This window comes from Cohnella rhizosphaerae (assembly GCF_029525575.1).
GTDB lineage: Bacteria > Bacillota > Bacilli > Paenibacillales > Paenibacillaceae > Cohnella > Cohnella rhizosphaerae.
Genome location: NZ_JAPDIA010000007.1, coordinates 953,467 through 971,842, shown reverse-complemented (window position 1 = coordinate 971,842; position 18,376 = coordinate 953,467). Strand labels below are relative to the sequence as shown.

The 18,376-nt window shown below is 61.8% G+C and carries 16 protein-coding genes and 1 pseudogene; all 17 read right to left on the bottom strand.

What is annotated here, in order from left to right; translation table 11 throughout:
* Positions 1 to 69 precede the first annotated feature (69 nt).
* Positions 70 to 1,200, bottom strand: a complete 1,131-nt coding sequence (locus OMP40_RS22245) for an MraY family glycosyltransferase (protein WP_277534964.1) — start codon at positions 1,198 to 1,200, stop codon at positions 70 to 72.
* Between the two features lie 147 nt (positions 1,201 to 1,347).
* Complete coding sequence (locus tag OMP40_RS22240) at positions 1,348 to 2,115, bottom strand: WecB/TagA/CpsF family glycosyltransferase (protein ID WP_277534612.1); 768 nt, start codon at positions 2,113 to 2,115, stop codon at positions 1,348 to 1,350.
* Positions 2,116 to 2,118: 3 nt separating this feature from the next.
* Positions 2,119 to 3,363 (bottom strand): polysaccharide pyruvyl transferase CsaB, encoded by a 1,245-nt coding sequence (gene csaB, locus OMP40_RS22235; protein WP_338131205.1) that lies wholly within the window; start codon positions 3,361 to 3,363, stop codon positions 2,119 to 2,121.
* Between the two features lie 361 nt (positions 3,364 to 3,724).
* Complete coding sequence (locus OMP40_RS22230; RefSeq protein WP_277534610.1) at positions 3,725 to 5,095, bottom strand: DUF5693 family protein; 1,371 nt, start codon at positions 5,093 to 5,095, stop codon at positions 3,725 to 3,727.
* Positions 4,989 to 5,621: a DUF5693 family protein gene (locus OMP40_RS22225; RefSeq protein ID WP_277534609.1), complete on the bottom strand. Its 633-nt coding sequence runs from the start codon at positions 5,619 to 5,621 to the stop codon at positions 4,989 to 4,991. The genes OMP40_RS22230 and OMP40_RS22225 overlap by 107 nt, the downstream gene beginning before the upstream one ends.
* Before the next feature lie 710 nt (positions 5,622 to 6,331).
* Positions 6,332 to 8,035 (bottom strand): phospho-sugar mutase, encoded by a 1,704-nt coding sequence (locus tag OMP40_RS22220; protein WP_277534607.1) that lies wholly within the window; start codon positions 8,033 to 8,035, stop codon positions 6,332 to 6,334.
* Positions 8,036 to 8,131: 96 nt separating this feature from the next.
* Positions 8,132 to 8,574: pseudogene (gene fabZ / locus OMP40_RS22215) on the bottom strand (3-hydroxyacyl-ACP dehydratase FabZ).
* Positions 8,575 to 8,765: 191 nt separating this feature from the next.
* Complete coding sequence (locus OMP40_RS22210; RefSeq protein ID WP_277534605.1) at positions 8,766 to 9,284, bottom strand: CDP-alcohol phosphatidyltransferase family protein; 519 nt, start codon at positions 9,282 to 9,284, stop codon at positions 8,766 to 8,768.
* A gap of 240 nt (positions 9,285 to 9,524) precedes the next feature.
* Positions 9,525 to 9,758 carry a DNA-directed RNA polymerase subunit beta gene (locus OMP40_RS22205; protein ID WP_277534604.1) on the bottom strand — a complete coding sequence of 78 codons (234 nt, stop codon included), beginning with the start codon at positions 9,756 to 9,758 and terminating at the stop codon, positions 9,525 to 9,527.
* A 143-nt stretch (positions 9,759 to 9,901) separates the two neighbouring features.
* Positions 9,902 to 10,747 carry a flagellar hook-basal body protein gene (locus OMP40_RS22200; protein WP_277534603.1) on the bottom strand — a complete coding sequence of 282 codons (846 nt, stop codon included), beginning with the start codon at positions 10,745 to 10,747 and terminating at the stop codon, positions 9,902 to 9,904.
* Positions 10,748 to 10,768: 21 nt separating this feature from the next.
* Positions 10,769 to 11,635: a flagellar hook-basal body protein gene (locus OMP40_RS22195; RefSeq protein WP_277534602.1), complete on the bottom strand. Its 867-nt coding sequence runs from the start codon at positions 11,633 to 11,635 to the stop codon at positions 10,769 to 10,771.
* Between the two features lie 31 nt (positions 11,636 to 11,666).
* Complete coding sequence (gene mreB, locus OMP40_RS22190) at positions 11,667 to 12,662, bottom strand: rod shape-determining protein MreB (RefSeq protein ID WP_277534600.1); 996 nt, start codon at positions 12,660 to 12,662, stop codon at positions 11,667 to 11,669.
* A 92-nt stretch (positions 12,663 to 12,754) separates the two neighbouring features.
* On the bottom strand, positions 12,755 to 13,042 hold the full coding sequence (gene spoIIID / locus OMP40_RS22185; RefSeq protein WP_090116189.1) for a sporulation transcriptional regulator SpoIIID: 288 nt from the start codon (positions 13,040 to 13,042) through the stop codon (positions 12,755 to 12,757).
* A gap of 219 nt (positions 13,043 to 13,261) precedes the next feature.
* Entirely contained in the window at positions 13,262 to 14,404 is a 1,143-nt protein-coding gene (locus OMP40_RS22180) for an HD-GYP domain-containing protein (protein WP_277534599.1), read from the bottom strand.
* Positions 14,405 to 14,567: 163 nt separating this feature from the next.
* The gene (locus tag OMP40_RS22175) at positions 14,568 to 15,308 is read right to left on the bottom strand and encodes a M23 family metallopeptidase (RefSeq protein WP_277534598.1); all 741 of its coding nucleotides are present in this window, start codon (positions 15,306 to 15,308) and stop codon (positions 14,568 to 14,570) included.
* Between the two features lie 74 nt (positions 15,309 to 15,382).
* Positions 15,383 to 16,627: a stage II sporulation protein D gene (gene spoIID / locus OMP40_RS22170; protein WP_277534597.1), complete on the bottom strand. Its 1,245-nt coding sequence runs from the start codon at positions 16,625 to 16,627 to the stop codon at positions 15,383 to 15,385.
* Between the two features lie 279 nt (positions 16,628 to 16,906).
* On the bottom strand, positions 16,907 to 18,310 hold the full coding sequence (murA, locus tag OMP40_RS22165; protein ID WP_277534596.1) for a UDP-N-acetylglucosamine 1-carboxyvinyltransferase: 1,404 nt from the start codon (positions 18,308 to 18,310) through the stop codon (positions 16,907 to 16,909).
* Positions 18,311 to 18,376 lie beyond the last annotated feature (66 nt).

Sequence of the window (18,376 nt, the reverse complement as noted above, 5' to 3'; positions counted from 1 at the left end):
CACTCGCCCCGTTCTGGCATAATAAAAGCCCTGCCCGCACGCGCGGAACAGGGCCGTTAATCTCAAGCTTTACTTGGAACGCGTGCCCGCCGTCTCCTTCACGCGCATCCGCGCGAGGAAGTTCAGGATCGGACGTTTGGACTTGTCCACGATGCCGATGAGTTCGGCGCCGATCTGCAGCAGGACGAGCAGCACGCAGATGACGACGAAGGTCAGCCAGTTGCCGACGCCTGAGTTCGAGAAGACCGACTGGAGCACGGCGCATGCGCCGAAGAATGCGGCCACGCCGTAGATGATCAGCACCGTCTTGCGGTGGCTGAAGCCCAGTTGCTGCAGGCAGTGATGCAGATGCCCTTTGTCTGGCTCGAATATCGGCTTCTTCTGTACGCGGCGGCGAATGATCGCGAAAAACGTATCCGACAGCGGCACGCCGATTAGCAGCAGCGGCGTCACGAAGGAGACGACCGTGATCTGCTTGAACCCGAGCATCGACAGCATCGCCAGCGCGAAGCCAAGAAACAGCGCGCCCGAATCGCCCATGAAGATCTTGGCCGGGTGGAAGTTGAAGAACAGGAAACCGATAATGCCGCCGAGCAGCACCGCGCACAGGATAACGACGGTTCCTTGGCCCATCAGGGCGGACATGACCAGAATCGAGCTGATCGCGATGCCGGATACGCCGGCCGCCAGGCCGTCGAGCCCGTCGATCAGATTGATGGCGTTGGTGACGCCGACGATCCAGAAGATCGTGAGCGGAATGCTGATCCAATCCGTCAGGGATTGGCTGGCAGCGCCGAAAGGTATGTTAACGAAGTCCATTCGAATATCGAAGCCGAAAACGACGACGCACGCCGCAGCGATCTGCACGAGCAGCTTGAGCTTGGCGGACAGCTGGAACCTGTCGTCCAGCGCGCCGAGCAGTACGATGAGCGAACCGCCTGTCAGCAGCGCGCCGATGAGGCGTTTGTCGTGAGCGCTGAACCAGTGCTCCGGAATAAGCGGCAGCAAGAGAAGAATAATGACCGTAAACGAAGCGTAGAAGGACAGGCCACCGAGCCGGGGCATGATCCGCGTGTGCACCTTGCGATAATTCGGTTTGTCGACCGCGCCCACGAGAAACGCGAACTTCTTGACGAGCGGCGTCAGCACCAGCGCAAGCGCGAGCGATAGCACAAATCCGGTAATCCCGATTCCAACCATCCAGCCTGTCGGCATCTTTACATCTCCTTTAGCTTATGTACCGGAATGAATTATACGCTCCGGCACGGGAATGAACAAGCCAATAATTTCGCCGAATTCCGGCAAAAAAGGCCGTTTTCCTTCATGCAAGCTTGTTTTCACGCATTTTCATTTCGTTTGCAAAAGGTTATCGCCGTCTCGGGCCACTTTGATCGCGAATCGGGGAAGTACCATCATTCGCCTGATCCGCGTCGGCTCCCGAAGCAGCCTGTAGAACCACTCCAGCCTCAGCTTGATAAATACCGCAGGGGCGCGCTTCGTCTTGCCGGCCAGCACGTCGAAGCTGCCGCCGACGCCCATCATGACGGGGACGCCGAGCGCGGCCTGGTGCTTCGCCAGCCACGGCTCCTGGTTATCCATCGATCGCGCGACGAACAGCAGGTCGGGCTTCGCTTCGCGAATGGCTGATACGACGGCTTCATCGTCTCTGTCGGTAAAATACCCGTTGCGAACGCCCGCGAATCGAATGCCGGGATAGAGCGAAGCCAGCTTGGCACGGGCCGCGTCCACGACATCCTGCGATGCGCCGAGCAAATATACGCTCCAATGACGACGGCCACCCTCGCGCATCAGTTCGTGCAGCAGGTCGTATCCGGCGACGCGTTCGGCCACCGGTTGGCGGACGCGCCGCGCCGCCCAAACTACGCCCGTGCCGTCGGGGACGACCAACTCGGCGGTCGCCAGCGCCTTGCGGAACACCGGATTCTGGAGCGACTTCATGACCATCTCCGGATTGCCGGTGACGACGCGATGGCTCTTGCCGGACGCTACCGCCTTAACGAGATAATCGACCGTTTGGACCATATTCATTTTGGAAAAAGGGATGCCGTAAATCGATACGGTCGGAAAACTGCGCGCTTCCGCGGATTGAGACATGGTTTATCTCCCTCTAAGCTCCAGACAGGCTTCGACGATTCGCTGCGCCGGTACGGCCGCTTCTTCCTTCAGTCGCCGGATGGCGCTGTAATGGTCGATGCGCCACTGTGCCGGATCTTCTATGAATTGGACGGCCTTGGCCGCAAAATGTTGCAAATCGATCGCGTCGACGGTTCCGACCGGACGGTCGCCGAGGCGATGCAGGAATTGGTCGATCTTCGGGTCGTAGGACAAGCCGAGCAGCGGCACCTCGCGGTTGGCGGCGTAAATGAGCGAGTGCAGCCGCATGCCGACCAGCAGGTCGCAGCGGTCGATCTCGCGCAGCATCTCCTGCGGCGCATCGTGCGCGGGCGCGATCTCAGCCATGGCGGCGGCTTCGCCCAGCCGCTCGATCACGTAGCGCGACGCGTCCTCGTCCGCGCCCTCGTGAAAGGGCAAAAACCGCAGCCGCACCGCGCGCTGTCGCGCCAGCGCGGCCAGCGCAGCGGCGATCCGGTCCAGATCGGACCGGTCGCCGCGCCAGAACCGCACGGACACGCCGACCAGCGGCGGCCTGTCCGTGCCGCCCTCGCGCGCCGCGCCTTCGGCGGCGCCGTCCGCCCCCGCGGGCCCAGCGCCTTCGGCCGCGCGGGGCCCGCCACCTTCGGCGCCGCCTGCGGCAGCGGCGCCGCGAACCGCAGCCGCCCCGCCGTCCGCCGGCGGCAGCGGCAGCCCCATGACCGGGTCCGGCACGACCGCGACCCGGTCCTCCGGGACGCCGAACCCGGCCAGCAGCGCGGCCGATTCGCCGTCCCGCACCGACACGTACGACGCCTTGCGCATCGCCCGCGCGATGAACGGCCCGAACATCCGCCGCTTTACCGGTCCGATGCCCTGGGCGTACACGAACGTCGGCTTGCGCGCCCAGCGCGCCATCTCCAGGATGCCCAGATAATACGGGATCGACCCGAGACCCGTCGCATCCTGGAGCAGGCTGCCGCCGCCGCTGATGACGCCGTCGCTGGCGGCGATCGCCTCGCGCACCTCGCGCAGCTTCATGCGCGGCACCGACCAGACGCCGTACTGCCGGGCCGTCCAGGCCGGATCGCCGGACAGCACGATCGGCTCGACGAATACGCCTTGATCTTCGCCGGCCTGTTCGAGCGCGTTCAGGATGCTGAGCAGCACCGCCTCGTCTCCGCTATTGCGGAAGCCGTAGTAGCCGGACAGCACCAGCCGCAGCTTTCGGTCCGTTTTTGCCATACCCATTATGCCATGCACCGCCTATGTTTGCCTTAAATTCAGATGAAAGCGACCCGCGCCTCAAGTAAGGGTGGCAGCCGACATGCGCCGCCTCGCCTCGCACGGGGAGCTGCGGCGCTGCCTGCCGGCAGACGCCGCGCCTCTAACGCCTACGCTCTTCTTACCCGATTCCACCGGATATTGCCCGAATCCTGCGGCCTGCGCACGCTTGATTTACCCGGCCCCATCCGGTCTTCTCCGGATCATGCCGCCTGCATAACGCTCGCCTACCCGGTCCCATCCGGTCTTCACCGAATCCTACCGCAAGCGCCACGCTCGCTCTACCCCATCTGCCGGATCTCGCCCGAACCTTGCTTCCGCGCGACGTTCACTCTACCCGGCACCCTAGATTATCGCGCCATCGCGCCCGCGCGGAGCTCACTTCACGGCAATCCGTTTCCCCCCAAGCCGCCCACAATCGCTCGAGCACCTGCCATGCGACGATGAGCACGAGGCCGATCAGGAAGCCGATGCCGAGTCCCAGCAGATCCCGGGTGGCGGACAGCACGGCAGGCGTATGGATATGCGCGAACGTATCGACCATCGACAGCTGTCCGATCGTGGCGGCGACGATGAGCACGAGCGGCCATTTCGGATAGCGAAGCGACAGGAACAGGCCGAGCAGCATGAGCGGATGCCCCATCGCGAATTCCTTGAATCTCGGACGAACGTGGAAGGTCGTCTCGAGGAACGTGCGCAGCTTCATCTCGATGCCGGAAGCGGAGCCGCCGTTGCCCGTACGCGTCAGGTAGTAGTAGCCCGCGGCTAATACGAAGACGCCGACGACGACCCAGAATACCTTGATCGGCATGACCAGCAGTTGCCGGATGTTGCCCCAGAAGCCGTTGGCCGAGCCGTAGAAAAACACGTACAGCGCCACCAGCGCGATCGGCGCAAGGTGAAGAAGGCTAACGCCGCGGAACTGCTGCAGCACGAGCTCGTACGTGATGTCGTTCAGCAGCGCGATCACGAACGGGATGGCGATGACGGACAAGATCGCCGTCCGTATATAGAACAGGATCGCGGCCCCCAGCCGACGTCCTGCGGACTGACGGAAGTTCTCGGGACGGCTCCTCCTCGCTCGGAGCAGACGGACCAGCGTCACGACGGACACCGTCGGCGCCGCGATCGCGACGAACAGCGCCAGCGCCTGCGTCAGCAGCGACGAATCGAGCAGGAACACGCCCGCGCCGCCGATAAACCCGAGGATCGCGACCGGCAGCAGCAGCGGCGGCAGGAACAGGCCGATCATCAGCGCGATCAAAGAGACCGCGCCCGCGATCGCGAGACCACGCCACAACGCCTCGGCAGGCGCCTTGTGAACCTTGAAGGCATGGGCTTCGCCCGTCACGAAGCCGAAGTCGCGCATGCGCTCGATCGCGCCGTCGTCTCCGGTCAGCGCCGTAACGATCGTCTTGTCGATCGGGTGCGTCACGACCGCCTTTTTGTCGTCGCGAGCCGGGGCGGCGTTCAGGTAGATCATTCGAATGTTGCGGTCTTTCACGGCCAGCACGAGACGGTCCTTCAGCGTCTCGGGGCTGATCACCATCATCTCGCCCTCGGACACCGAGTGCAGGCGGACCGCGTTGTAGTTAAGCTTCTGGGCCAGCGCGCCCATGCCAAGCTGCGGCGCCTTCAAATTCTCGATGACGGCGACGCCGAATCCACCTTCCTTGAGCTGCTTGGCAAAGTCGTCCAAACTCCGCTGGTCGGCCTGACTGTTGTATCCCGTGACGGCCTCCCCCGTCGAATATGATCCGCGTAGCGCCAACTGCTTTGAACTTGGCCAGCCAGTCGGACACGCGCGCGGCATCGTAAGGCTGGGTGCGATCGGAAATGCGCGGCACGACCATCAGCCCGGCATCGTGAATCGCCTGCATGGCGAGCGGGTTCGGCTCCATCGGACGCAGTCTTGCGTCATCGGGACCGACGCCGAGAACGATGCCGTCGCGGCCTTTCGCGGACCAGGACGCGACGCTTACGCCGGCCTGCTTGAAAGCGTCCTCTACGATCGGACGGATCGCGGATTCGGTGTCGGCCTTGTTGAACATCACGTAGGTACGATTGTCGCCCGGCGCGCTCAACTCGCCTTCCAGCTGCGCGGCTTGTTGCGCCGTATACATCGTCACGTCCCCGGTCAGGCCCAGTTCGTCCAGATTGCTCTCGAACACGGCCATGGCGTTGACGCCCGCATCCTTCAGCTTTTTTAAGCTGTTCCTGGGCAAAAGCCTTCGGATCGGCCTGCGTAGCGGCGATCGTCAAAATGTCCTTGTAGTCCACGATGATTTCCACTTTGTCCGCCGAATGCTCCGTCTGCACGCGCGCATAAGCGACGGGCAGCGAGCCCAGCACGCCGACCAGCACGACCCACCAGAGCCACTTCGCCAGTCTGCGATTCCATTGATCCAGCCATACAGGCACCGCTTCCACTCCCTTTTAATCTCATCGGCGACGCCGCACGCCGCGTTCAAGCGCCGCGCGGTTCATCCGAAAGTTACCTCTGCCGGCAATTAAATGTAGTATTGCAGATAAGGGAAAATCGAATGCCGAAAACGTCATTTTTCCCCGATTTTCCCTCTTGGCTCGTCGAAGCGCACGAAGCCTATGTAGTTCCGTTTATTAGACGAAGACGCTTTCGCTCAAGTTTCGAACGAAATGGTCCGCTAACGTCATTATACTTCATTTCCCGCGAATTCCCGCGCAATACCGCGACAGGATGCGACAGCGCGCGGACACAGGAACTCTGCAGGCAGGCGCCGTCGCCGCCAACCTTCCTTCTATACGTCCGTCAAATCGTCTTCCCATTCGTTCGTCCGGCCGCTCTACGATTTCGGACCGCATGCCTCGCCGCCGCCAAGCGCACAAGCGCCCGCAAGCCGTGCGGAGCGCATGCGGCTGCGGGCAGAATGGTGGGCCGAAGCGGCGCGGGACCTCTTCAGCTAAGCGCGTCTACGCGCGCCATGACCGCGACCACCAGCGCGTCCAGCGCGGCGTTCGCGCCATCGAGACCGTCGCCGCGAACGGCGAAGTATACTTTAATCTTCGGCTCGGTTCCCGAAGGACGAAGGCAGAACCAGGAGCCGTCCGCGCGCAAGAACTTCAGCACGTTTTCCTTCGGCAGGCCGTCCAGTCCCAGCTCGTAATCGAGCACCTGATCCACCTTGATGCCGCCTACTTCGGCGGGCGGGTTCGAGCGCCAGTCCGCCATGATCGCGGCGATCTGGGCGACGCCGTCCTTGCCTTTGAGCGTGCGGGACTCCAGCTTCTCCAGGTACGTGCCATACTTCGCGTACAGCTCGAGCAATACGTCGTACAGCGTCTTGCCCTGCGTCTTGTAGAACGCCGCAGCCTCGCAGATGAGCAGCGACGCGACGACCGCGTCCTTGTCCCGCGCGTACGTGCCGGCGAGATAGCCGTAGCTCTCCTCGTAGCCGAATAGGAAGGCGTGCTCTCCCGTGGATTCGAACTCGGTCATCTTTTCGCCAATGTACTTGAAGCCGGTAAGCGTGTTGATGACCGTACTGCCGAAGGAACGCGCAATGTCCGCGCCCATCTCGCTCGTGACGATCGTCTTGATGACGGCGCCGTTCGCAGGCAGGCGTCCCTTGGCCTGCAGATTGGACAGCAAATAATGTACCATCAGCGCGCCGGACTGGTTGCCGGACAGCACGACGTATTCGCCCTTGTCGTTCTTGACGACGGCGCCCATGCGGTCGCAGTCCGGATCGGTGCCGATAATAATATCCGCGCCTACTTCATCCGCCAGTTTGATCGCGAGCGTGAATGCCTCGTGCTCCTCCGGGTTCGGAGACTTGACGGTCGAGAACATGCCGTTCGGCTGCTCCTGCTCGGGCACGACGTGAACGTTCGTGAAGCCCGCTTCTGCCAGCACCCAGCGCACGGGCATGTTGCCCGCGCCGTGCAGCGGCGTATAAACGACGGACAACGCCGCTCCGGCGCCGCTTTTCAGCACCTCGGGATGAACGGATTGCGCGGCTACCGTATGTACGAACCGATTGTCTTCGTCCTCGCCCAGCCATACGATCAGGCCCTGCGCCTCGCCTTCGGCTTGGCTCAGGCGCTTGACGTCCTCGAACGCGTCGACCTCGCGAATCTCGGCGATGACCTGCTCCGCCTGATGCGGCACGAGCTGGCAGCCGTCCTGGCCGTAGACCTTGTACCCGTTGTATTCGGGCGGGTTGTGGCTGGCCGTCACGACGACGCCGCCTGCGGCCTTCAGATCCCGGACCGCGAACGACAGCTGAGGCGTCGGGCGCAGCGAACGGAACAAATAAGCCTTGATGCCGTTCGCCGCCAGCACCCGGGCCGTCTCGAGCGAGAAGATATCCGAATTATTGCGGGAATCGTGCGCGATGACGACGGAGGGAGATTCGAAGTTGCGCAGCAAGTAATTGGCGAAGCCCTGCGTCGCTCGGCCGATCATGTACCGGTTCATCCGGTTCGTGCCCGCGCCCATCACGCCGCGGAGGCCGCCCGTGCCGAACTCGAGCTCGCGGTAGAAGCGGTCTTCGATCTCCGCGGGCTTGTCCGCGATCGCGCGCAGCTCCTCCTTGGTCGAGGCGTCTACTTTGGAATGGTTAAGCCAGGATTCATACACTTCGTTCGCAGCAATGGTCATCAAATTCTCATCCTTCCGTCTGTGGTCTCTTTATCTATACCCAGGCGCCGCACTCTGCGTCACACCGCGAGAGCCCGGCGCGCCGGGGCCGTACGTTCATCTCTCCTTCGCCGGATCGGTCAGCGCGAACATCAGCACGCCTTCGGCGACGACCTTGCCGTCCACCTTTGCGCATGCCTGTCCTTTGCCGACGGGTCCCTTCAGCCGGATAATCTCGACCTCGAGCGTCAGCGTGTCCCCTGGCGTAACCTGCCCCCCGCCAGCGGAACTCGTCCACGCCGGCGAACAAGCCGATCTTCCCCTTGTTTTCCTCGAGTCCGAGGATCGCCGCGGCTCCGACCTGCGCAAGCGCCTCCAGGATCAGGACCCCCCGGCATGACCGGGAAGCCAGGGAAGTGCCCGGCAAAATACGGTTCGTTCATCGTCACGTTTTTAAGTCCGACCGCGCGTTTGCCAGGCTCGAGCTCGAGGATGCGGTCGATAAGAAGGAAAGGCTGGCGGTGCGGAATGATCTCTTGAATTTGATTGATGTCGAGCATGAACGATACTCCCTCCGAATGTACGGCGACCAAGGAATAACAGCGGGCCCCGGCGCCCATACTATGTATAATCCTTCCGCGTCCTGCAGCCGCGAAGGTTGAATATAAGAGGGCTTGCCTCCGGTGCCGATCGCTTCCCGCGCGGCCTTGCGGCAAGTCCTTTTGTCGCCCTTCGGTACGGCTGCGCACGCTCAAGCGGACTTCGTCTCGCCGTTCAGTTCTTTAAATGAAGCAAGATAAACGAAGGACGTCACGAACGACAGACCGACGGCAATCCAAAGTGCGACGACGCCCCCCGGCCGATCGAGGATCAACAGCACGATGGCGAGGTAATAGATGACGGTCGTCAGCTTGCCGAACGAATTGGCGGGCACCGTGCGCTTGCCCCGAAAATGAAAGAACGTGCCGAACGCGATCATCCCTACCTCGCGAAACGCCATCGCGCCAGCCGCAAGCCAAGGAATCTCTCCGGCCGCCAGCAACGCTCCCACGACGGCAAGCATCATGAGCTTGTCCGCCAGCGGATCGAGCATAATGCCGATCTGCGTCACAAGACCGCTGCGGCGGGCGATATAGCCGTCCAGCATGTCCGTAATTCCGGCCGCGAAAACCACGATCAACGCCCATATAGGATGTCCGTCCAAAAATAGCGCCAAAAAAACGGGGATCAGGACAAAGCGGGACATCGTCAACAGATTCGGCACATTCACCGCCGGAGCCTCCCATTCCGCCATCGGCTCCGCGATCGCGATCGCAAGACCGTTGTCAGCTTTTATTATACCGCCAGTCCCGCTTCGGGTAAAATCCCGTTCGATCGTCACGGGTAAATGATACCATATGTATCGCATTTGCGCATAAAAAAAACTCCCCTTGCCGTAAGACGGGGAGTCTCCTTGTTGTCTTACAATCCCGCACTCGCGGCGTGCCTGCCTCCTAAAATCCAACGGCGGCTAGCGACTGCCCTCGAAAATGAGATCGTACATGTGCTTCCAGGTATTCCAGTCGAACACGTCCGACCATTCCTGCTTGCCGAGCACCGCGTATCCGATCCCAAGCCCCGCCAGGAGCGCCAAGATGCACAATACCGGGACGAACAAAACCTTGACGCCAATCCAAACGATCAGCATCATGAGACGTCCCGCGGATCGCCGCTTCTTGTCCGTCGGACGCTTCGTAGCTGACACGGTAGATCCTCCTTCAGAATAAAGAAGCCCGAATAAATCGATGCGTTCGAGTCAATTTATTCTAAGCTTTGGGTCGGAATTGCGCAAGCGGCCCGTCGGCAGCGCATGCTGAAGCAACGCCCGCCGCCGACGTTCAACCCGCGTCACGCGCGAAGATTCGCGGCCATCTGCGACATCTGGTCGCCGGAGCTGAGCGCTCTCGCGCTGAGCTGATAAGCGCGCTGGACGTTGACGAGGTCGGCCATCTCGTCCACCAGACTGACGTTGGACTCCTCGAGGAAGCCCTGGCGGATCGCGACGCCGCCCGCCTCGTCGGGCCTGGCGACGACGTTCGCGACGACGTCCGCCACGTTCACGTCGGAAGGCACGCCGTACAAATTGTCCGCGACCGCCTGCAGCAGCTCGGGCTTGTTGACCTCGACCAGCCGCAGCGTGCCCAGCTCGATCGATTCGTTGCCGTCGGAGGAACGGGCCGTCAGCCTGCCGTCGGCGCCGACGATCATCTCATATTGATTCGGCACGCGCACGAACGTATCCTGTCCGTCCGGATTCACGGCCACGACCGGATAGCCTTCCGCCGTCGTCAGCAGACTGTCGCCCTGGCCCGTCGGCGACAGCTGGAAGGCGCCTTGTCTCGTGAACGCGCGCGCGCTGTCGAGCGTCCCGCCGGAGCGAACCTCGAACAGGGCGTTGCCCGCGATCGCAAGATCCGTCAGGCTGTCCGTCTGCTGCATCGCGCCCTGGGCCATGTCGATCTGCTGGCCGACGACGCGAGCGCCCCAGCCTTGCGTGAAGCCGAGCGGCGTCCGCCGGCCCGGCAGCTCGAACGACTTTTCGTGCGGCTGAACGTTGGTCAGGATATCCTCGAACACCGTGCTCTTGCGCTTGTAGCCCTTCGTGTTGACGTTGGCGATATTGTCGGCGAGTACGTCCAGCTTCTGTTGGAGAGCGCCCATGGACGCGGCTGCGCTGACGATGGAGTTGTTCATCCCGATTCCCCTTCGCTTCTATTATACGCGGCCGACGTCGTTGACCGCTTTGTCCAGGCTGCGATCGTAGTATTGAACGATCTTCTGGTTCGCCTCGTAGGCGCGCAGCGCGCTCATCATGTCGACCATCGACTGCGAAGCGTCCACGTTGGAGCGCTCCAGGTAGCCTTGCTTGATCTCTACGCGCTCGCCCGCCTGTACCTGGCGCAGCCCGTTCGCGTCGCCCGCATACACGTACTTGCCGTCGCCCTGGCGGATGAGCTGGTTCGGATCGTTCACTTCGGTGAGCAGGAGCGCCGGGTTGCCTGCCAGCGGCTGCTGGGTCTCCTTGTCGATCAGACGGCCGTCGGACGTGACCTGCACGTTGTCCCAGGTGCCGTCCACGCGGATCGGTTGTCCGTCCACGCCGAGCACCTCCATCCCGTCCGGCGTGATCAGCGTCCCGTCGGCCGTCGTGCGGAATCCGCCGTCGCGGGAATAACGGCGTTCGCCGTTCGCGTTCTGCACGGTGAACAGCGCCTGCGGCTGGTAGGTGACGTTGCCGTTCGCGTCCACGAACTTGCCGGAGTCGTCGAAGGCTTGTCCGTCGACGAGGATATCCGACACGAGCGCCAGATCCTGACTGCGCCCCGTCTCGTTCAGGTCTCCCTGGCTCAGGTTGATGAGGCTCTCCTCGGCGAATACGCCCGTATTCAATTTGCCGATCGTGCCCTTCGTGTCGTCGGGGCTGCCCATCAGCGAGACCAGCATCTCGGGAAACGCCCGGTTCACCGAGTTAACGCCCTTGTAGCCGGGCGTGTTCAAGTTGGCGACGTTGTTCGTTACCGTATCGTGCCTGCGCTGCTCCGCGATCATGCCGGCAGCCGCCGTATACAATCCTCTGATCATGTTGCGCTTATTCCCTCCCGTTATGAGAAAGCTACTTGCGGCGCGCCATCTTGTCGAGGTGGTCGAGCATGATGCCCGTCCCCTTGACGACGCAATGCATCGGATCTTCGGCGATCAGCACGGGCACCTTGAGCTCGTCCGCCAGCAAGGCGTCGAGACCGTCGAGCAGCGCGCCTCCGCCCGTCAGAATGACGCCGCGGTCGATGATGTCGGCCGACAGTTCCGGCGGCGTCCGTTCCAGCACGGCCTTGGCGGACGCGACGATGGAAGATACGGGCTCCCACAGCGCCTCGCGGACCTCGTCCGCGTGAATCGTCACGGTAAGCGGCAATCCCGACACCATATCCCGGCCCCGAATATCCATCTCTTCCTTCCGGCTGCCGGTATAGACGGTCCCGATCTTGATCTTGATATCTTCGCTCGTACGCTCGCCGATGAGCAGCTTGTACTTATTTTTAATATAACGCATGATTGCCGCATCGAATTTGTCTCCCGCTACTTTGAGCGACGAGGCGGTGACGATGTCGCCCATGGACAGCACCGCGACGTCGGTCGTGCCGCCGCCGATGTCCACGACCATATTGCCGCTGGGCTGGAAGATATCCATGCCGGCGCCGATCGCGGCCGCCTTGGGCTCTTCCTCCAGAAAAACTTCCTTCGCTCCGCTTCGTTCCGCGGCCTCGCGAATCGCCTTTTGCTCGACCGACGTAATATTGGTAGGCGCGCAGATCAAAATTCGCGGACGTCCGTACCAGCTCCGGCCTCCGACCCGCTGAATGAAAGCCTTCAGCATCATGTCCGTAACTTCGAAGTCGGCGATGACGCCGTCCTTCAGCGGGCGGATCGCGATAATATTGCCGGGGGTGCGGCCGACCATCCGGCGCGCATCTTCCCCGACGGCCAGCACCCTGCGGGTGTCGTTCTCTATCGCGACAACGGAAGGCTCGTCGAGCACGACGCCCTTGCCTTTAATGTGGATGGAGACGTTCGCCGTGCCCAAGTCGATTCCGATGTCTTTGCTGAACATATGAAAAACAAGCCTCCAACGCATAGATATTCCTTTAAGTATTCGCCACGATTTCTAATAATCCTCTAACTTTTCTAACGATGCGACAAAATTTACGCTTTTGCGACCGCGAACACTTCCCGCTTCTTGATCGTCGTCTTCTTGTATTTGATCTTGGTCGCCTCGCCGCCCCGCAGGTGCCGGATCGACTTGTGATACTCGAGGATATGCTTGACCTGGTCGGCCAGATCCGGATTGATCTCCGGCAGACGCTCGGTCAGATCCTTGTGCACCGTACTCTTGGAGACGCCGAATTCCTTGGCGATGGTTCGAACCGTATTGCGCGTCTCCACGATGCTGCGGCCGATCTTGATGGTCCGTTCTTTGATGTAATCGTGCACGCTCCCGCCTCCCTGCTCTGATTGATTGGTACAGTATATGAGGGGGGACGTTCACTTATTCTTTGTAACCAAGCCTGACAAGCCTATAAAGTCCGCAGAGGGCGGGGCTTATGGGTCGAATGGACTTCTCAGGGCGTCCTAATAAACGCAAAAAAAAGACGAGCCCAAAGGCCCGTCCGTCATAAATCGGCGTATATGAATGCATGGACCGCAACCCGTTCATCCCTTGATCGGCACGGCGCGGGACACGTAGATGCGGGCATTTTCGTTGAGATCGATCTCGTACGGGGACGGCACGCGGCCGTCCGCCTCGCGCACGACCAGCACGACCGGCTTGTGCGCCGGCCGCCCCTCCGTATCCTTGACGATCGCGGTCTGCCCGCTGCTGAGGATTACGGCCATGCCCGTCGGGAAGATTGTGAGATTTTTGAGAAAAGAACGTACGATGCCGATGCCGAATTCGTAATTGCCGGCGGCGAACATATATTCCATCGCTTCGCTAGGCGGGTAAGGATCGCGGTGATGGCGCGGCGAGAGCAGCGCGTCGAACACGTCGGCGAGCCCGACGATCTGCGCCATGTCCGGAATCTTGTCCTGCGTAATCCCGTACGGATAGCCGTCTCCCCGATAGCGCTCGTGGTGCAGCAGCGCGCACTTGGCCGCCGCGTCGGGAACCTCCCGCATACGTCCGAGCGCATGGTAGCCGAGCGTCGTATGCTGCTTGACCGCCGCCATCTCCGCTTCCGTGAGCTTGCGCTTGGCACGGAGCAGCTCGGGCGAGATCCGCGTCATGCCGACGTCGAATAGCAGGGCGCCGACGGCCAGCTCGTATTGAGCGTTCGCGTCCATGCCGCTTGCCGCGCCGATCAGGCCAGACATGAGCGACACCTGCAGCGTGTGGTCGAACAGCGACTGGTCGGTCTGCCTGAGCACGCTCAGCTCCTCGGTCACCGCCCGGTGGCTGACCGCCGAGAGAAGCCGCTCGCGGTACCCTCGCTTGAAGTCCGCAAGCTCGGCGAGCGGCAGCGCAAGCCTGCTATAATTCTCTTCGGTCTCCAGGAAGCGGATCAAACTATGATGCGTCTCCTGGAGCTGGACCGGATCGGCGCGCAGCAGTTCGATCTCCGCCAGATCGCGAACCTTCTCGTCGGGCCGGACCTTCATGCGCGAGGCCAGCAGCGCTTCGGCTGCCGCGCCGCGCTTGCCAAGGGCGACCGACTGGAATCCGAGGAGTTGCAAGCGGTCTATGTACTGCGCAGTCAGCTCCGTGCCGGCTTCGAGCATGACCAATCCGTTCTTACCGTATACCGGCCTGTCCAACACGTCGCCGGGGTGAAGTTCGTCTACAGTCACGAGCTTCATCTATCACGCGTCCTCTCTGAAGTCGATAGATCCTCCGAAGTATCAATTATGGTACTATAGTAACACAGTTGCCATCATTTGGTCAGCTATAAAATTGCAAAAATAGACAAGGTTGCCCTTGCGTGCCGCCGCACGCCAGGACAACCCCGTCTAAGGTACCGAATTACTGCAAATCTTCGATCAGCGAAGCCGGATCTACGGTCTGGCTGTTGCTCTTAACCGCGAAGTGGACGTGAACGCCTTCGTCCTTCTCCAGTTCGCTGACGCCGGCCGTACCGAGCACGTCGCCCTGCTTGACCGAATCTCCGACCTTGACTTTCATCTCGGCCAGGCTCTGATAGACGGTGACGAGACCGTTCGGATGCTTGATCTGAATCTCGTAACCGTTCTGCGGCGTCTGCTCCGCAACCGCCACTTCGCCGCTCATCGCCGCTTTGACATCGAACGCCTTGCCGTCTTTGCTGGCAAGGTCGACGGCCGTGTGCGGCATGAACTTGTTGCCGTCCTTCACCATGGCCGCGGCTTGTTCGTCCTCCGTGCCGTTCTCGTTGTAGTACGGCATCGACACCGACATGGCATCCCGGTTGGTTACCGGCCATGCGAGCTTCTCGCCGCTTGCGGCGACGGGGAGCGCATCCGGATCTTCGGCGGTTTGACCGCCCGCCCCGATATCCTGCTGGACGCTCGCGGAGCTCGCTTCGTCCTTCGGCTTGCCGCTCGTTCCCGAGCTGGCGTTCAGCCAGAGGATCGTTACGATGATTGCCGCTGCGGCCATGTACATGGCAGGGAATACCCACCGCTTGGCGAAAAACCGTTTCGTAGCCGAAGACCTGGACGACGAGCTGACGACATTTCTCGTACTGCTTGGATCGATCTTGCCGTTTGGTTTGTTTGAATCATTCATTTTTTTATCACCTCAGTAACAGAGTGTTGCCAGGTGATAGTTTTTTAAACCTGCCATTTGCAAGATTAAGGGATTTATAGCTTCGCAGTCTGAGCGCGCGCAGACTGAAGCGCCGTCAACGTTTTCAATTGAATGCCCGTATAATAGTGATGAACGATGTCCGCCGCCGTCGCGCCGGTCTTTGCCATCCCCTCGGCGCCCCACTGGCTCATGCCGACGCCATGCCCGCTGCCGTAAGTCGTGATCGTGACCTTCCCCTTGTCGACCCGCCAGTCGAAGGCGGCCGATCGCAGTCCCAGCAATTTGCGAATCTCGGTGCCGGGCAGCGTCTTGCCGCCGACGGTCGCCGTGCTCACGCGCTTCCCTTCGGTCCAGCCGTCAATAACGGCCGCCGGCCGTTTGCCAAGGCCCGTCAGCGCCGCCAGCGACTTGACGCCAAGCTTGCGGTAAAACTCGCTAAGCTTCATCTCTACGGTTTCCTGGGCGCGGGGCGCGTCTTCGCGATCCCAAGGACTGTCCACCGATACCAGGTATGGCAGATCGGCGTCGAAAACATCCTTGGCGTTTTCCGTATACCCGTTGCTGCTGGCAAAGTAAAGCGATTCGATCGGCGCGCCGCCGAATACCATGATGATGCCCCGCGTCCGGCGCACCGCTTCGTCCACCGCCGCCCAGGCCTTCGGGTCCGCTTCCCTGAGCGCGTCCATCTCCGCCTTGGACCGATAGACTTGATGCGTCACCGTATCCGTCACGTCCGCGCCGCGAACGGGCACGCCCGACCGATCCTCGTTCCACAGACGGCGTATTAAATAAGTACGCGCCGCGATCGCCTGCGCCTCCAGCGCGGCCGGCGCGAAGTCCGTCGGCATCTCCGCCGCCACGACGCCCTTCACGTACGTCTCCAGTCCGGCGCGTTCGACGCGCTTGTCGTCCGCTAGATAGATTCGAACGATGAGCGAGCTGTCTTTGCGCTCCGCCTGCAATCCTTGCGCGGCATCCGCCGCGGACAAGATTCCCTTCATCGGGCCTTTTGACGTTCCGCTCGCTTTATCGTTACGCTTGCCTGCGGCCGTCTCGCCAGCCTTAACGTCGGACTTCCCATCCGCCGACGCCTCTGTCTGATCGGATGAATTCGCCCGCTTTCCGCCGCGATCCGTCTCCTCATTCGCCGCTTTGGAGCCATCCGCGACTGTCGCCGCCCTTTCTTCCATGACCGAAACGGGGTTTCTCTCGCTTGCATGGCGATCCGCCCACAACCAACCCGCGACCAACGCTCCCGCTCCGAAGGCCAGAATAAGCCATTGTCCCGGCGACGTCATGCCTTTTCTTCCGCCGTATTTGAAACCGCGGGATCGGCTTCCCCCCTTTAAGTCGCACCGTGTATTGCTCCCGGTTTTCGCCTGCTTGTCCCTTCTGGTTCCGCATGCCCCCAACTTCCTCTCTCCGTTGTCTTTTCCTCGCACGCTACCAATCTATGAATGGCGCCGAGTCGCTAGAACAACATAAAGAGAACGCAAAAAAAAGCCTTCGCGCCAAGAACCGGAGAAGAAGCTCGGTCCTTGGCGCGAAGGCGCGGGATAATGAGTGCTTTAAAGAGGTCAGGCCAGTGTGGGCTGCACGCGCAGCATGGCTACGCTGTCCGAGGCGATGCGCTCTTCGGCAGCCTGCTGAAGCGGCCGACGTACGGCGGCCGGCAAAGGCGCCTGAACCGCCGCCGCGACTGCGGGCGCCGGAACTTCTTCGCCGTCGCCCAGGCGGCTGATATCCGCGCCAAGCGCGGCAAGTTTACCGACAATGTCCATGTAGCCGCGGTCGATGTGATGCGTACCCGTCACTTCGGTGATGCCTTCCGCGGCGAGCGCCGCGCAGATCAACGCCGCTCCCGCGCGAAGATCCGTCGCGCATACCGGCGCACCGGACAGCGGCTTGCCGCCGGAGATGACCGCGGCGCGGCCTTCGATCTTAATGTCGGCCCCCATCTTCGCCATCTCTTCGACGTGCATGAAGCGGTTCTCGAACACCGTCTCCGTCACGATGCTCGTGCCCGGACTTGCGAGCAGCAGCGCCATGAACTGGGCCTGCATGTCGGTCGGAAAGCCCGGATAAGGCAGCGTCTTCACGTCTACGGCCTTGAGCGGACGATTCGCGTAAACGCGAATGCCGCTGTCGTCCGCATCGATGCCGACGCCCATTTCTTCCAGCTTGGCGACGACCGGACCGAGATGGTCGCGAATCGCCCCTTCGACGTACACGTCGCCGCCCGAGATCGCCGCAGCGATCATGTACGTGCCCGCCTCTACCCGATCCGGAATGACGGTATGGCGGACGCCTTTAAGCCGTTCTACGCCCTCGATGCGGATGATGCCCGTTCCCGCGCCGCGCACCTTCGCGCCCATGGCATTCAGGAAGTTGGCGAGATCGACGATCTCCGGCTCTTTGGCTGCATTCTCGATCGTCGTGACGCCGTCCGCGGTCGCGGCGGCCATCATGATGTTCTCGGTCGCGCCTACGCTCGCGACGTCCAGATAAATGCGCGCGCCGCGCAGCCGGCCGTTCACCTTCGCCTCGACCGAGCCTTGGCCGAAGCCGATCTCGGCGCCCATGGCCTCGAAGCCCTTCAGGTGCTGGTCGATCGGCCGCGTTCCGATCGCGCAGCCGCCGGGCAGCGAGATCTTGACTAGGCCCTCGCGGGCGAGCAGCGGTCCCATCACGAGAAAGGACGCCCTCATCTTGCGGACGAGCTCGTAAGGCGCCTCGTGCGAGATGAGCCGGTGCGCGCGCAGCGTCACGCGAGATTCATGACGAAGCGCCTGAACGCCGAGGGCGGATAGAACTTCCAGAATGTTGTACACATCGTCCAAGGCGGGTACGTCATCGATGACGCAAGACCCTTCCTCCGCCAGAAGCGTGGCGGCAAGGATCGGCAGGACGGAATTTTTGGCGCCGTGCACGCGGACAGTCCCATTCAGGGGACGGCCGCCGCGGACGATGATTTTGCTCATGGGTGGTTCCCTCCGCGGGTGTAGAATCATTTCCGGAGACCGTGCTTTCACCGATACCGGCTCCAG

Coding starts and splice junctions, on each gene's coding strand:
- csaB (WP_338131205.1), bottom strand. CDS start 3,363: ATGGGTATGGCAAAAACGGACCGAAAGCTGCGGCTGGTGCTGTCCGGC.
- OMP40_RS22195 (WP_277534602.1), bottom strand. CDS start 11,635: ATGATCAGAGGATTGTATACGGCGGCTGCCGGCATGATCGCGGAGCAG.
- spoIID (WP_277534597.1), bottom strand. CDS start 16,627: ATGACGTCGCCGGGACAATGGCTTATTCTGGCCTTCGGAGCGGGAGCG.
- OMP40_RS22220 (WP_277534607.1), bottom strand. CDS start 8,035: ATGACCATTGCTGCGAACGAAGTGTATGAATCCTGGCTTAACCATTCC.
- OMP40_RS22175 (WP_277534598.1), bottom strand. CDS start 15,308: ATGAATGATTCAAACAAACCAAACGGCAAGATCGATCCAAGCAGTACG.
- OMP40_RS22180 (WP_277534599.1), bottom strand. CDS start 14,404: ATGAAGCTCGTGACTGTAGACGAACTTCACCCCGGCGACGTGTTGGAC.
- mreB (WP_277534600.1), bottom strand. CDS start 12,662: ATGTTCAGCAAAGACATCGGAATCGACTTGGGCACGGCGAACGTCTCC.
- murA (WP_277534596.1), bottom strand. CDS start 18,310: ATGAGCAAAATCATCGTCCGCGGCGGCCGTCCCCTGAATGGGACTGTC.
- OMP40_RS22240 (WP_277534612.1), bottom strand. CDS start 2,115: ATGTCTCAATCCGCGGAAGCGCGCAGTTTTCCGACCGTATCGATTTAC.
- OMP40_RS22200 (WP_277534603.1), bottom strand. CDS start 10,747: ATGAACAACTCCATCGTCAGCGCAGCCGCGTCCATGGGCGCTCTCCAA.
- OMP40_RS22245 (WP_277534964.1), bottom strand. CDS start 1,200: ATGGTTGGAATCGGGATTACCGGATTTGTGCTATCGCTCGCGCTTGCG.